This is a genomic window from Nocardiopsis alkaliphila YIM 80379 (assembly GCF_000341005.1).
In the GTDB taxonomy this organism is placed as follows: Bacteria; Actinomycetota; Actinomycetes; order Streptosporangiales; family Streptosporangiaceae; genus Nocardiopsis; species Nocardiopsis alkaliphila.
On record NZ_ANBD01000058.1, the window covers coordinates 37,442 to 50,563 of the forward strand.

The 13,122-nt window shown below is 67.0% G+C and carries 12 protein-coding genes and 1 tRNA gene; 11 read left to right on the forward strand and 2 right to left on the reverse strand.

The features are described from left to right. Nucleotides 1–2: 2 nt before the first annotated feature. From D472_RS0109675 to D472_RS0109710, 8 genes are read left to right on the forward strand one after another with little or no spacing between them, the layout of a single operon-like run. Entirely contained in the window at nucleotides 3–992 is a 990-nt protein-coding gene (locus D472_RS0109675; RefSeq protein ID WP_275040596.1) for an AurF N-oxygenase family protein, read from the forward strand. Between the two features lie 17 nt (nucleotides 993–1,009). After that, a complete protein-coding gene (locus D472_RS25200; protein WP_051045987.1) occupies nucleotides 1,010–2,113 on the forward strand; it encodes an enolase C-terminal domain-like protein in 1,104 nt (367 codons plus the stop codon). After that, a complete protein-coding gene (locus D472_RS25205; RefSeq protein WP_017604283.1) occupies nucleotides 2,110–3,195 on the forward strand; it encodes an Ldh family oxidoreductase in 1,086 nt (361 codons plus the stop codon). The genes D472_RS25200 and D472_RS25205 overlap by 4 nt, the downstream gene beginning before the upstream one ends. Then, the gene (locus D472_RS25210; RefSeq protein WP_017604284.1) at nucleotides 3,192–4,451 is read left to right on the forward strand and encodes an ATP-grasp domain-containing protein; all 1,260 of its coding nucleotides are present in this window, start codon (nucleotides 3,192–3,194) and stop codon (nucleotides 4,449–4,451) included. The genes D472_RS25205 and D472_RS25210 overlap by 4 nt, the downstream gene beginning before the upstream one ends. Beyond that, nucleotides 4,448–5,710 carry a GNAT family N-acetyltransferase gene (locus D472_RS0109695; protein WP_017604285.1) on the forward strand — a complete coding sequence of 421 codons (1,263 nt, stop codon included), beginning with the start codon at nucleotides 4,448–4,450 and terminating at the stop codon, nucleotides 5,708–5,710. The genes D472_RS25210 and D472_RS0109695 overlap by 4 nt, the downstream gene beginning before the upstream one ends. Continuing rightward, on the forward strand, nucleotides 5,701–6,681 hold the full coding sequence (locus D472_RS25215) for a branched-chain amino acid transaminase (protein ID WP_017604286.1): 981 nt from the start codon (nucleotides 5,701–5,703) through the stop codon (nucleotides 6,679–6,681). Before D472_RS0109695 ends, D472_RS25215 begins: the two co-directional genes overlap by 10 nt. Continuing rightward, nucleotides 6,678–7,961 carry an MFS transporter gene (locus D472_RS0109705; RefSeq protein WP_017604287.1) on the forward strand — a complete coding sequence of 428 codons (1,284 nt, stop codon included), beginning with the start codon at nucleotides 6,678–6,680 and terminating at the stop codon, nucleotides 7,959–7,961. The genes D472_RS25215 and D472_RS0109705 overlap by 4 nt, the downstream gene beginning before the upstream one ends. Further along, the gene (locus D472_RS0109710; protein WP_017604288.1) at nucleotides 7,958–9,232 is read left to right on the forward strand and encodes an ATP-grasp domain-containing protein; all 1,275 of its coding nucleotides are present in this window, start codon (nucleotides 7,958–7,960) and stop codon (nucleotides 9,230–9,232) included. Before D472_RS0109705 ends, D472_RS0109710 begins: the two co-directional genes overlap by 4 nt. Before the next feature lie 541 nt (nucleotides 9,233–9,773). Here the strand turns inward: D472_RS0109710 and D472_RS0109715 are convergent. After that, a complete protein-coding gene (locus D472_RS0109715) occupies nucleotides 9,774–10,052 on the reverse strand; it encodes a hypothetical protein (protein ID WP_017604289.1) in 279 nt (92 codons plus the stop codon). Nucleotides 10,053–10,392: 340 nt separating this feature from the next. Between D472_RS0109715 and D472_RS0109720 the strand changes: the two genes are divergently transcribed. Together D472_RS0109720 and D472_RS0109725 are read left to right on the forward strand one after the other, a co-directional pair. Next, the gene (locus D472_RS0109720; protein WP_017604290.1) at nucleotides 10,393–10,617 is read left to right on the forward strand and encodes a helix-turn-helix domain-containing protein; all 225 of its coding nucleotides are present in this window, start codon (nucleotides 10,393–10,395) and stop codon (nucleotides 10,615–10,617) included. Continuing rightward, complete coding sequence (locus tag D472_RS0109725; RefSeq protein WP_017604291.1) at nucleotides 10,617–11,765, forward strand: tyrosine-type recombinase/integrase; 1,149 nt, start codon at nucleotides 10,617–10,619, stop codon at nucleotides 11,763–11,765. The genes D472_RS0109720 and D472_RS0109725 overlap by 1 nt, the downstream gene beginning before the upstream one ends. 99 nt (nucleotides 11,766–11,864) lie before the next feature. On the opposite strand, the gene D472_RS0109730 is transcribed toward D472_RS0109725, so the two are convergent. Next, nucleotides 11,865–11,938: transfer RNA gene (locus D472_RS0109730), tRNA-Gly, on the reverse strand. A gap of 122 nt (nucleotides 11,939–12,060) precedes the next feature. Between D472_RS0109730 and dcd the strand changes: the two genes are divergently transcribed. After that, on the forward strand, nucleotides 12,061–12,651 hold the full coding sequence (gene dcd, locus D472_RS0109735) for a dCTP deaminase (RefSeq protein ID WP_017604292.1): 591 nt from the start codon (nucleotides 12,061–12,063) through the stop codon (nucleotides 12,649–12,651). The last annotated feature ends 471 nt before the right edge of the window (nucleotides 12,652–13,122 follow it).

Below are 13,122 nucleotides of genomic sequence, written 5' to 3' on the forward strand. Positions count from 1 at the left end.
AAATGTCTTCTGATGACGGGTTCGTGCACATTCCGGGTTTGCCGTCCTTTAACCCGGACGATGAGGTCGAAAGTGCCGTAATCAGTCGTTTGGCCGGTAACTGGTATCGACGTGCGACGGTGAAACGGGACGAACCGGACCTCGACAGCCTCTTCGATGAATCCCGACCGGACTACCCTGAGGCGATCATTCCGTTCTCCGGCCACCCGATCTGGCAGGCATTGCCCGAAGAGAAACGTTCCCGCTTGCTCAGCTGGGCGTGGATCGCCTACAACCGTCACACCGTGCTCGCCGAACAGCGTGTGGCCAACCCGGCCTTCGCCCTGGTCATGGAGGGTGAATTCCCCTCCTTGGGCGGGCAGGAGATCGAGATCGCCCTGGCCCAGGCGATGGTGGACGAGCAGTACCACACGCTCATGCACATCAACGCGAACGCCATCACCCGTAAGCGGAGGAAGGACCCGTTCCCCGACGCGTTCCTGCCCGCATCCCACACGGCCCGGGAACACCAGCGTCTGAGGGACGCCTCGTCCGAACGCTGGCAGCGCAGCCTCACCACCCTGGCCTTCGCAACGGTCTCCGAGATCTCGATCAACGCCTACCTGGATCTCCTCGCCGATGACCAGGAGATCCAGGTCATCAACTCCACGACCGCCAAACTGCACAACCGCGACGAGTACTGCCACGCTTCGATCTCCGACGAACTGGCCAAGATGGTCTACGACGTCCTCGACGTGAACAAGCGCCGCTTCTTCCTGGAACGCATGGTCGCGGGGCTGGAGGCGTTCGTCGCCACGGACTACTCGACCTGGGAACGCATTCTGGAGGTCGAGCAGATCCCCGGGCGGGAACGCATGATCGCCGAGACCAAGGAGGACACCTCTCGTTCCCGGTTGGTCCGGGACTACAGCGGTCTCCACTCGCTCCTAACGGAGATGGACGTGCTGGGGGAGGTCGAGTTCGATTGGGGCACCTCGGTGATCGGTCGTTGAGACCGGACTCCGCCGGGATGCGATTGCGTCTCCACCTGGCGCGCACCGTGGACCACGACGTATGGCGCTCGGCTCGGGAAGCGATCCCCGAACACCGGGCGGTGGTCGTCGAGGTCCGGGCACGTGGTGAGTCGGGATGGGGGGAGGCCCCCGAATTCATGACCTCCGTCTACTCCTCGCGTCTGGCGACACTGATCGAACGGTTGCGAGGAGTCGAATCGATCCTGTACTCCTGTGATCCCGAACGTCCGGAGCTCACCTGGGCCAGGCTCGCCCCCCTGCTCACCGACTGCCCGTTCGCCCTCGGTGCGCTCGACGTGGCCTGCCACGATCTGGCCGCACGGCTGGCGGGGGTCCCGCTCTACGAACGTCTCGGATGCCCCGACCCCACAGGGCGGCGGTCCGCCTACAGCATCGGCCTGGACGAACCCGAGGCCATGGTCGCCAAGCTTCCCGAATCCTCCGACTGGCACATGTACAAGGTCAAACTCGGTAAGGCCGGTGACCTGGACGTACTGCGCCTGCTTCGGAAACGGACCGACGCCCCCTTCTGGCTGGACGGCAACGCGGGCTGGGCCCGCCAGGACTTGGAGGCCGTCCTCGGTGAGCTGCCCTCGTTGGGGGTGGCCGCGATCGAGCAACCGTTCCCCGTGGGAGATCGCCAGGCGCAACTACGAGCCCGTGAGGTGAGCCCGGTACCGATCTTCGCGGACGAGTCGGTGACCAACCGAGAGGAGTTCGAGCGTCACGCAGGGGACTTCGACGGGGTCAACGTCAAGATCCTCAAGGCGGGCGGAATCACCCCCAGCCTGGAAATCCTGCGGGCCTGTCGCGAGCGGGGCGTCTCCACCATGCTCGGATGCCTGCCGGAGTCCTCGATCGGCGCCAGCGCGGCGGCCCATCTCTCCGGGATGGTCGACCACGTGGACGTCGACACCATCGCACTGTTGGCCACCGACACCGGAACCGGTATCCGGCTCGACGGTTCGGGGCGGATCGGTCTGCCCGACCTGCCGGGGACCGGGTTCGTTCCCGACGCCGCATCCGAGGCGTGGGTCGTGGACCCCGAATCCGTGGTCGGACCGGTCGGGGCCGGTCTCCTGGGAGGAGTAACGGGATGAACGAGATCGACCACGCTCGCACCGACGAAGGCGGGATGGCCCCAGAGGGCGAACGTGCCCCGGAACGGGTGCGGACCGTCGTGACGGCGGCGCTGGCCTCCAGGGGCGTGCGCGACGCGAAGGAGGTCGCCGACCTGCTCGTGGAGACGTCGCTCCTAGGGATCCACACCCACGGCGTACGGATGCTCTCCGCCTACATCGACGAGCTGGACCGGGGCGTTGCCCGGCCGGACCCCTCCCCCCGGATCTTCAAGGACACCGGGCCCGTGGTGCAGGTGGACGCCGATGGGGCCCTGGGCGCCTCGGCTGCCCTGAACGGCACGCGGATCGCGGTGGAACGAGCCCGGGCCCACGGTGTGGGTGTGGTGGGCGTACGAGGATCCAACCACTTCGGGGCCGCAGGCGCCTACGCTCGACGCATCGCCGCAGAGGGGCTTTTGGGGTTCGTCACCACGTCGGCCGCCTCGAGGGTGGCCCCCTTCGGAGGAATCGAGGCGCTGTTCGGAACCAACCCGGTGGCGATCGCCTTCGGCCCGGATTTCTGCCTGGACATGGCCACCAGCCAGGTCTGTTTCGGTGAGATCAAGGAGCGCCGCCGGACCGGCCAGGACCTCGAGCCGGGCTGGGCACTGGACCCCACCGGAGACACGGCGATCCGTCCCGACGACGCGGGAGCCCTGAGCCCGCTCGGTGGTTACAAGGGTCACGGGCTCGCCATGGCGGTGTCCGTGTTGACGGCCGTGCTCGTCGGTGGCCCCCTCGACTTCCAAATGGCCCACATCGGCACGTCCGATGACGGGGCGGACCGTGGGGTGGCGCACCTGTTCATCGCGCTGGACCCCTCCGCGTTCGGAGGGCGTGAGGCCGCACGGGAGCGGATGAGCACCCTGGTGGACAGGGTACGCACCGCAGAGTCGCGAGACCCCGCCTCTCCGGTACTCGCGCCCGGTGATCCGCAACGGGAACACGAGGCGCGTCAGAGCGCCGGAGGGCTTGAACTGGACGGTGCCACCCTCGACCTCCTGCGCGTCCTGGAGGCCGAGATGACGGCGGGTGGACAAGGGCGGGAGGTGACCCGATGATCCTCATTCTCGTGAGTCCGCGCCAGCGGAAACTCGATCTACGGGCCGCGCTCGGCGAGGACCTGGGCCGGACCCTGCTCATCACGGGTGGCCCGTCGCCGGCCGGGGCCGAGGGCACGGAGCTCACCGTGCCTGTGTCTGAGTACGAAACCGAGGCGATCGTGGCGGCGGGGCTGCGCCTGGCGGAGCGGTACCCGATCGAGCGGGTGGTCTCCTACGCGGAGTCGGACGTCATCGCGGCGGCCCGGCTGCGGGAACTGCTCGGGCTGGTGGGGCAGACGCCCGCCAGTGCCGTGGCCTACCGGGACAAGGCACTCATGCGTCGCCACGCCGCCGTGGCGGGCCTGCCCGGCCCACGCTCCTGGTGTGTGGAGAAGTCCTCGCAGGTACGAGCCTTCGTCCATGCGTACGGGATCCCCGTCGTGGTGAAGCCGAGGATGGCATCGGGCAGTGTCGGTGTGCGTGTCCTGGACAGCCACAGGGCGGTCGAAGAACTGCCCGAGACGCTGCCGAACCACATCGTCGAGGAGTACGTTCCCGGGACCGTGGTCCACGTGGACGGCCTCATGGTCGGAGGCGAACCCGTGTTCGCCCTGCCGGCGGTCTACACCGAACTGGGGTGTCTGGCGCATTTGGCCGACCAAGGCGGCGGAAGCAGTCTGCTGCCTCCGGAACATCCGTGGTCCGCACCCCTGGTCGAGGAACTGTGGAACGTCGTTCGAACCCTGCCCCCGGCCGACGACCTCCTCCTGCACGCCGAATTCTTCGTGTCGGAGGGAGGGGCCCCGGTCCTGTGCGAAATCGCCTCACGACTGCCGGGCCACCCCATCCCACCCATGCTCGACCGTGCCTTGGGCACCAGCCTGCAACGAGTGTGGACGCGTGTGGCTGCGGGGTTGGAGTGCGACACCGAGGCACTCACGAAGCGGGCCGCCGAAGGGCGGTTGGTCGCCAACTACGGGCTCCCGCCCCGACTGGGCGCTCTGGCGGCCCTGCCGGAAGAACCACCGTCGGAATGCGCACCATGGGTGCACGACCTGGACTTCGGTGACGGGAACGTGTGGGACGCGGACCGTTACGCCCGACGCAAGTCGGGTGACTTCGTCCTGACGTGGACCGTCACCGCCCCCGACGCCGACACCCTCCAGGAGCGCTTGATTCGGTCGGCGGAACTGTTGGAGGAGCAGGTCAGGTGGGAGCCTCCGCACCGGGGCGGGGGACGCGAGGAGGCCGCGATGAGGGTGGGTGTCGGATGAACGTTCGCACGCGTATCGGATCCGCTGTGCGCTGGGCGGTCACCGAACTGTCCGACGCCACCGCACGAACGGACCTGGACACCTGGGAGGATCCCGTCGGACGAACCCGCGTCTGGTCCCGCCCGGACTTTCGTCGTGCGGCAGAGGAGTTGCCGCCCCATCGGGCGCTTCAGCTCGTGGCCTTCGACCATCGGGGCCCTCGTATGTTCGTGCCGCTGCTCCTCACCGAGCGCGCGGGAGGTCTGCTCTTCTACGACGTACCGGCCATGGCCGGAGACGAGCGCGCTTTCGGGGACTCCGCACGGTTGGTCGAGGACGAACGCCCGAACGTGACCGACACGGAAATGGTCTCGGCCAGGGAGGTCGCCTACCCCAGCCTCGCGGTGGGAAGCTACGGCGCCTACCACGGGATCCTGGCCCACCCCACAGGCGACCCCGAGGAGCGCGCGTCACTCCTGGAAAGTCTGCCCACCGCCGTCGCCGAAGCCGCCGAGGAGTTGCGGTGCGCGAGCCACGCGCTCCTGTACCTCACCCCCGAACTACTGCGTGCCATGGGTTCCTCGGCCTCCGAGTACCGAACCGCCGTCCTGGGGGCGGAGAGCGTCCTGGAGTGTTCAGGGGAGTCCTGGGAGGACTACCTGGCCTCCCTCTCGACCCGACGCCGCTCCCGTGTGGCCCGTGAACGTCGCGCCTACGAGCAGAGCGAGATCGTCAGCGAGATCCGCACCGGACCGGACGCTCTGGGCGAGGACCTCATCGAGATGCGGGCCAACCTCCGCGTTCGTCATGGGATGCCACCGGACCGAGAGCGTTCCGCCGCCGAGTTCGCGTCCTTGGCACGCTGGTGCGGTGATCGTGTGATCGTCAACCGGGCCTGGCGCGACGGGGCGGTCGTCGGGTTCGTCGTCCTGCTCCTCGACGGGGACACCGTCTACGCCCGCACCGCGGGGTTCGACTACGAAAGGCTCACCACCCACCACTACTGCTACTTCAACCTCGTCTACTACGACGTATTGGAGTGGGGTCTGCCCCGAGGCGTTCGGCGCCTGGAACTGGGCCTGGCCGCCTACCCGGCCAAACGCACCCGGGGATGCGGCTTCGAGCCCCGGTTCGGGTTGTTCTCGTTCGGTCCCGACAACCCCCTGGAACGGGCCCTCGTCGCGCAGGACACCGGTGAACGAAGGCGACTGGTGCAGGAGTGCGGTTCCGGCATGGCGCGGGCCGACCTCGACGTCACGGAAGGAACAGCATGGATGTGACAACCGAAGCCGTCTGGATGGACGGCGAGATCGTGTCGGGCCCCGAGGCGATGGTCCACGTCATGACGCCGAGCCTGCACTACGGCTGGGGTGCCTATGAGGGCATTCGCTTCTATTCCTCGGACGACCCGGAACGGCCCGGACCCCTCATTTTCCGCCTGGCCGAACACCTGCGTCGTTTGGAGGCGTCCTCCGACGCCTTGGGGATGAGCCTGCCCCACAGCCAAGAGGAACTGATCGCCGCGTGCATCGAACTGGTGCGGCGTAGCGGACTCTCCGAGGGTTACCTCCGGCCCTTGGTGATGCTCAGGGCCGGGGCGATGTCGGTCGCGGGCCAGATCGACGACGTCAGCGTCGTGATCGGCTGCTGGACCTGGTCGGGCTATGTCAGCGACGCGGACAGCGGTATCTCCGTGCGTACCAGCTCCTGGGTGCGGTGCGCAGCCTCGCAGATTCCACCCAGCGTGAAGTCGACCGGGGGTTATCTCAATCCTTCCCTGGCACGGCTGGAGGCCGTGCGCGGTGGTGACCACGAGGCGATCCTGCTGAACCAGGCGGGTCGGGTCGCCGAGGCGTCCGCGGCCAACGTCTTCGTGGTCGTCGACGGCACGCTCCTCACCCCGCCCTTGGACGAGGGAATCCTGCCCGGGATCACCAGAGACGCCGTTCTCACCTTGGCCGAGGACCACGGGATGCCGACGCTGTGCCGCCCGATCGAACCACGAGAACTGTCCGGAGCCGAGGAGATCATGCTCGCCGGAACCGCCATGGAGTTGGCCCCGGTCGTTCGAATCGACGGGCGCCAGGTGGGTCGGGGCCGTCCCGGCCCCTGGTACACCAGGTTGCGCGCCGCGCTCGACGACGCCTTCCACGGCCGGTGCGCGGACCACCGGGATTGGTCCACGGACTGTGCACCGGACGCCGTGGCACCGAGCCCGCTCGCCTCGGGTAGCCGGGTCTCCAGGTCATGAGGCTCGATGGCCTGCTCAAGGCCTATCTGCCCAACACCCGGTCGGGCAGGATCCTTTCGTGCGGTGCGGCGCTCGACTCCCTGGGGACTGGCCTGTTCCTGAGCCTTCTTCCGGTCTTCCTGGTCCGTTCTTTGGGCGTGGAACCCTTCTACGTCGGCCTGATCGTGGGGTTGGCCAACCTCATCGCGTTGTTCGCCTCGATCCCCACGGGCTGGCTGTGCGACCTTCTGGGCGCGGGCTTCGTCTGGAAGACACTCGTGGTCATCCGAATGGTCGGCTACACGGGGTTCTTGTTCGTGGACTCCTTCCTGGCCTACGCCCTTCTCACCTGTCTGCTCGTGCCCTTGGACCGGGGGAGCGGGACCGCTCAGCAGGCGTTCGTGGTACGCAGCGAACCACCGGGAGAGCGCAGTCGATCGATGGCCGGGGTGCGCACCGCGCGCAACGTCGGGATGAGTGTCGGGTTGTTGCTCACCGGTGTGGTGCTGGGAGTGGGCACGGACTGGGCCTTCCAGTTCGGTTTCCTGGTGAACGCCCTCTCCTACGGAGCGCTGTTGGCCGCCGTGGTGGCGGTCGCCAAAAGCGGCGCGGTCATGAAGAGCGGCGAACAGGGGGAGCGCCCCTCGTCCGGCCAGGGATCCTCGGAGCAAGAGGTCGAGGAAGGTCCGTCCCCGTTTCGGAACCGCCGCTATCTCACCTTGGTCGCCGGGGACACCTTGGTATTGTTCCACGACTCACTGCTGTTCACGCTCTTTCCCCTATGGCTGGTCAGCCGCACCGAGATCCCCGATGCCATGGTCGGGCCCCTCCTCGCGCTCAACACCGTGTTGACCGTGCTCCTCCAGGTCCCCTTCACCCGCTGGGCCAAGGATCACGACGGCGCCCGCAGGACGGTCATCGCGGCCGTGGGTCCCCTGCTCGCCTGCTGTCTGCTCTTCGCGGCGGCGGAAATGAACTCGGGCGTCGTGGTCGCCACCACGCTCGCGGTGCTGGCGATCCTGTCCCTCACCGTGGGCGAGAACCTGCATTCGGTGGGCTCGTTCGAGCTCTCCCACCGAATGGCGCCGCCCGCACTCATCGGTCGGTACCTGGGAGTGTTCAACCTGGGCAACTCCGTGCAGTTGACCATCGGTCCGCCGCTCATGACCGCGGTGGTATTGCGGGGCCCTGCCGGGTGGATCGTACTCGCCGGAGCCTTCACCCTGGGCACGCTGCTCATGGCCGCGGGCGCGCGTCGTTCCGGTGAAAGCGCCACGGCCCGAAAGGAGAAGATTTCGTGACGACCACCGAGCATGTGCTGGTGGTGGGCGGTGGGATGGAGATCCCTGGCCTGCTCCGAGCACACGTTCCGGGTCTTCGGACCTCGGTGATGTGCCAGATGTACGTGTTGCCCAGGCTTCGTGACGTCGACCAGCACGCCAGGGTCCTGGCCTTCCAGAGCGACAGCCCCGACACCGAGTGGATCGGCGCCGCTCTGGGTATCCACCGCGACGATCCCTTCACCCGGATCGCGGCCTTCTCGGAGCGCGACCAGCTCCGAGCGGCGCGTTTGGCGGAGGCACTCGGGCTGGCCTGGCACCCGGTCGAGCTGGTCAGGGCCGTATACGACAAGGAACTCACACGTCGCATCCTGGCCGAAACGGGTGTGGAGAAGGTCGTCGCGCGGCGATGCGCCAGTGGTGACGAGGCCGCTGACTGGGTGGCCGGCAACCCCGGGCGGTGGGTCCTCAAACCGGTGGACGGCACCGGCAGCGCCGGCGTCTCGGTGGTCTCCACCCCCGAGGAGGCTCGGCAGGCCTACGACCGATGCTCCAAGGCGGAGCATTCAGGGGACATCGATCGTGCCCACGTCCTGCTGGAGGAGTACCTCACCGGGCCGCAGATCAGCGTCGAGTCGTTCTCCGAGGATGGCGAACACTGCGTGGTGGCGGCCACCGGCAAGTTCTCCCATCCCGGTTCCCTGGTGGAGATCGGCCACGTCGTCCCGGCCCTCATCTCCGAGAGTCAGAGGGAGGAGGTGTGGCGCTATCTGCCCGAGGTACTGGACGCCCTAGGCGTACGGAACGGCACCTGCCACACCGAGCTGGTCCTGACCGACGCCGGACCGCGGCTCATCGAGACCCATCTGCGCCTGGGTGGAGACGACATCCCCGCACTGGTCAAGGGGGCGACCGGGGTCGACCTCGTGGACGCCATCGTCCGTCAGACGGTGGGCGAACGGGTGCTTGCGCAGATCCGCGAGCGGCTCGAACATCGGCCGGAGCAGGCCCAGGCGATCTGGTTCGGCTCCTCGCCCTGCGAGGGCAGAGTCGTACGAGTCGAGGGGTTGGAAGGGCTGAAAGCCCAGGACGGATTCGACGTCGAGTCCTATGTGGGAGCGGAGGACGACGTCCGGACCCTGGAAGATTCGCATACCCGGATCCTCCAGGTCAGGGCTCACGCACCCACCCCGGAGGAGGCCGTACGCAAGGCGTACGAAGCGGTCTCCTCGTGTCGATTGGTCCTCTCGGTTCCGCTTGTGGGGGGCACCGCACCCGACGAAGCCGTGTGAACGTGTGAGGAGTGGCGAGGGCCCACCGTCGCCCAAGGTGCGGTGATGGTGGCCAGGCATGGCGTGGTAGCGCCTGTCCGTCGGGCCCGGAGTGCGGCCCCTGGTGTGCGAAGGATCTTCGCAGGCCAGGGGCCGTCTTTCGTATGGAGCGGTTGACGGGAATCGAACCGCCCAGCGTGAGTGGCGTGACCTGCCCGAATACGAGAACCCGCAGGCAGTGGCGCTGACCATCACTCTGTTGCCCCTGGTTCTCCCACGTTGTGCCGACCCCTGTGCACCCTCCGGGTGCACGACCTTCGTCGTTTTGGTGCACCCTCACGGGTGCACCGGGGGTTGAATCGAACGCTGCCCGGGCGCCGCCCGGAGCGGGAAGGTGGGCAGCGGCAGTCTCACTTAAGTCATCAGCTTGGGAATTCGAGGCCACGGAAACCGGCTGATCTGCGGACCCCTGACATGCGCCGCTGCGGGTGATCAGCGTCTGAGTGCCCGCGAGTCCCCCTCTGTCGCCTCCCTGACGGGCACGTAGCGGGCACGGGCATGCCTACGAGTAGAAGCCGTCCCAGTAGCCGTCGAGGTTCACCGCGAACTCGTCGGGGCGGGTGTCGCGAAGGTACTCGAAGCGTTCGCCCAAGGCCTCGATGGTGTCACGCATGGACAGCGGACCGAACTCTTTCCTGATCGCCTGGGCGGCCTGGATCGTGCGCCCGGTGAGAATCAGTGCGTCGACGTGGTCCCACGGCTCGGGCACGGTCTCCCCCTGGTGTTCGGATGGGATGAGGGCGGGTGCTGCGGCCTGATCGTTCAGGCCTTCGCTTGCCACAACTCCAGCAACCCCAACGGCGGGCAACCACGGTATCGGTCCCGCATGTGGTTCTGGCGCGATCGGTCTGCACCCCCGCACGTCCGGTGGCGCGCCAGGTTCCATGCGGGCTCGGGGGGTCCAGGGGGCACGGCCCCTTGGTACCACCAGTCCTTGACCAGGGTCCGCTGATCGCGTGCGGTCGCTTCGTGCAGCCAGGAGGACATGGCTGGCGCCCGAGCGAGGGACCGGGCGGCAGCCCGCAGCCCTCGCCGGGCGGCGAGCCGCTGCGACGGCGCTCGCGCCGTCGCCTTGAAGCGGCACGAACCCCCGAACGTTCGGCAACGGAAAGGGCTGCCTGATGGCGACCAAGAAGACCCGTCCGACCGGCCGTCTGCTGACTGTGGCGCAAGCGGCCGAACTCCTCAACACCTCCGAGCGCTACCCCCGTCGCCTGATCGAAGAACGGCGCATCACCTTCGTTCGCATCGGGCGTCACGTGCGCATCCCCGAAAGCGCGCTTGAAGAGTTCATCACCGCTGGTGTCGTGGAACCGCTGCGACTGCACCTGAGGAGGGTCGCCTAATGGCTCCGAAGAAGCGACGGTTCGGCCGTATCCGCAAGCTCTCCTCTGGGCGTCACCAAGCCCGCTATCCGGGACCTGACGGGACCGACCACCCTGCCCCGCACACCTTCGCGACGAAGAAGGAGGCGGACCGGTGGCTCACTCTCAAGGAAGCGGAGATCAACCGTGACGGCTGGTGGGATCCGAACGCGGGTGATGACCTCTTCGGCGAGTACGCGGCTGAGTGGGTGGCCGACCGCGAACTCACCCCGAAGAGTCGGCGGACCTACGAGGACCTTCTTCGCCTCCACCTGAACCCCACGTTCGGCAACATGAGGCTGAAGGACATCCAAGAGGCCGACATCCGGAAGTGGCGGGCGGCCAAGCGTCGTAAGGCCCGGGGCAGGTCGCAGATCCCCAAGGCGTACCGGCTCATGCGGGCCGTCCTCAACACCGCCGTCAAGGACAAGCTGATCCGGGAGAACCCCTGTCAGATCGACGGAGCGGGCCAGGAGGAGAGCGAAGAGCGGCCGGTGTTGTCCGTCGCCGAGGTGTTCAAGCTGGCTGATGCCATCAACCCCCGCTACCGGGCTCTGGTTCTGCTGGCGACGTTCGGCAGTCTGCGGTGGGGCGAGCTGGCCGGGCTCCGGCGCCGTCACCTCGACCTGGACAAGCGGACCGTGACCGTGCGGGAGACCGTCTACGACATCGGCGCCCTGGAGAAGGGCAAGCCCAAGTCCAAGGCCGGTGCCCGTACCGTGCGACTTCCCTCGCTCATCGTCGCCGACCTGCGGCATCACCTGGAGACCTACGCCGCTCCGGGGTCGAACGGGTTCGTGTTCGTCGGGGTCAAGGGCAACCAGCTACGGCGGAGCAACTTCACGAAGTACTGGGCGGACGCCTGTGACGGGGTCGGCCTGGAGGGCGTTCACCTCCATGACCTGAGGCACACGGGGAACACCTTCGCGGCTGAGGCCGGGGCGTCCCTCCGAGAACTCATGAACCGGATGGGTCACTCCAGTGCCCGGGCGGCGATGATCTACCTCCACGCGCGTGACGAACGTGCTCAGGAGTTGGCGGACCGCTTGGGGGAGAGGGCGGCCGAGGAGCTGCGCAAGTCCCGGGAGGACGGGGACGATGACCCGCCGTTGGCGGGCGCTCCGATCTGAGGATCGGGCACGTAACGGGCACGCGGCCCGTATGACCCTCTAGAAACACGTTAGGCCAGGTGTTCGGTTTTCGCCGATCTACCTGGCCGTTTGTGTGTCTGGAGCGGATGACGGGAATCGAACCCGCGTTATCAGCTTGGGAAGCTGAAGTTCTACCATTGAACTACATCCGCGTGGTCTCGCCTGATGCGGCGGCCAACGCTGATCATCCTAGCCCAACTCTGGACCTGGTGGGCAAGTCGGCGGTTCGGGAAGAGGCCGATGGGCTGCTCGTCCACGAGGTAGGTTCGGGAACGTGTTGCTCTCCGACCGTGACCTCAACAAGCAGATCGACGCCGGGCGCGTCCGGATCGACCCCTTCGACCCCTCTTTGATCCAGCCGTCGAGTATCGACGTGCGTCTCGACCGGTTCTTCCGGGTCTTCGAGAATCACAAGTATCCGCACATCGACCCCTCGGTGGAACAGCCGGATCTGACCCGGTTGGTGGAGACAGACGGGAACGAGGCCTTCATCCTGCACCCGGGCGAGTTCGTGTTGGCCTCCACCTACGAGATGGTGACCCTGCCGGACGACATCGCCTCACGGCTGGAGGGAAAGAGTTCCCTGGGCCGCCTGGGATTGCTCACACACTCGACCGCCGGATTCATCGATCCCGGCTTCTCCGGGCACGTCACCCTGGAGCTGTCCAACGTGGCGACCCTGCCGATCAAGCTGTACCCGGGCATGAAGATCGGGCAGCTGTGCATGTTCCAGCTGACCTCGCCGGCCGAACGCCCCTATGGTTCCGCGGCCTACGGATCCCGATACCAGGGTCAGCGCGGTCCCACCCCGTCACGCTCGCATCAGAACTTCGTTCGGACCCGGATCGTCGGTACGGAAGGCTGATCCTGGAAGTCGGAGGGTCCTTACAGTACGATCATGAGTTGACACGTAACGTCGTCTTGTGCGCCTGTCACGCAATTGTGACCGATCTCTCCCTGGTATAGACGGTGGTATAGATCACATCTGGGCGCTTTCGGGGCTCGACACCCCGCTTCGCAAGTCGACGGACGGCTTTTATGTCGGTTAAACATGTTATTTGCTGGTGACATGCCGCCTGACCTGTGCGTTCATACCTCGGTAAGGTGGCGCCCCGACGTGAACCAGGTGGTGGTTCGGCCCGTTAGCGGGCGCACACGGGGGCTTTGCGTGGACTGACCACCTGCGGAAACCGCGGGCCGGCGGTGGGGTTCGTGCCTCGACTCGCCTTCGCGGCAGGGAACAGCCCCCATGAGGAGACCGTGTCAGCAGTACGCGCAGACCACTTGTACAAGGTGTTCGGTAGACAGTCACAGGCCGCCGTGGAACGGCTCCCCC

What these genes read in the sequence shown, in the direction of transcription:
- D472_RS0109675 (WP_275040596.1), top strand. Translation starts at nt 3, where the DNA reads ATGTCTTCTGATGACGGGTTCGTGCACATTCCGGGTTTGCCGTCCTTT.
- D472_RS25200 (WP_051045987.1), top strand. Translation starts at nt 1,010, where the DNA reads ATGCGATTGCGTCTCCACCTGGCGCGCACCGTGGACCACGACGTATGG.
- D472_RS25205 (WP_017604283.1), top strand. Translation starts at nt 2,110, where the DNA reads ATGAACGAGATCGACCACGCTCGCACCGACGAAGGCGGGATGGCCCCA.
- D472_RS25210 (WP_017604284.1), top strand. Translation starts at nt 3,192, where the DNA reads ATGATCCTCATTCTCGTGAGTCCGCGCCAGCGGAAACTCGATCTACGG.
- D472_RS0109695 (WP_017604285.1), top strand. Translation starts at nt 4,448, where the DNA reads ATGAACGTTCGCACGCGTATCGGATCCGCTGTGCGCTGGGCGGTCACC.
- D472_RS25215 (WP_017604286.1), top strand. Translation starts at nt 5,701, where the DNA reads ATGGATGTGACAACCGAAGCCGTCTGGATGGACGGCGAGATCGTGTCG.
- D472_RS0109705 (WP_017604287.1), top strand. Translation starts at nt 6,678, where the DNA reads ATGAGGCTCGATGGCCTGCTCAAGGCCTATCTGCCCAACACCCGGTCG.
- D472_RS0109720 (WP_017604290.1), top strand. Translation starts at nt 10,393, where the DNA reads ATGGCGACCAAGAAGACCCGTCCGACCGGCCGTCTGCTGACTGTGGCG.
- D472_RS0109725 (WP_017604291.1), top strand. Translation starts at nt 10,617, where the DNA reads ATGGCTCCGAAGAAGCGACGGTTCGGCCGTATCCGCAAGCTCTCCTCT.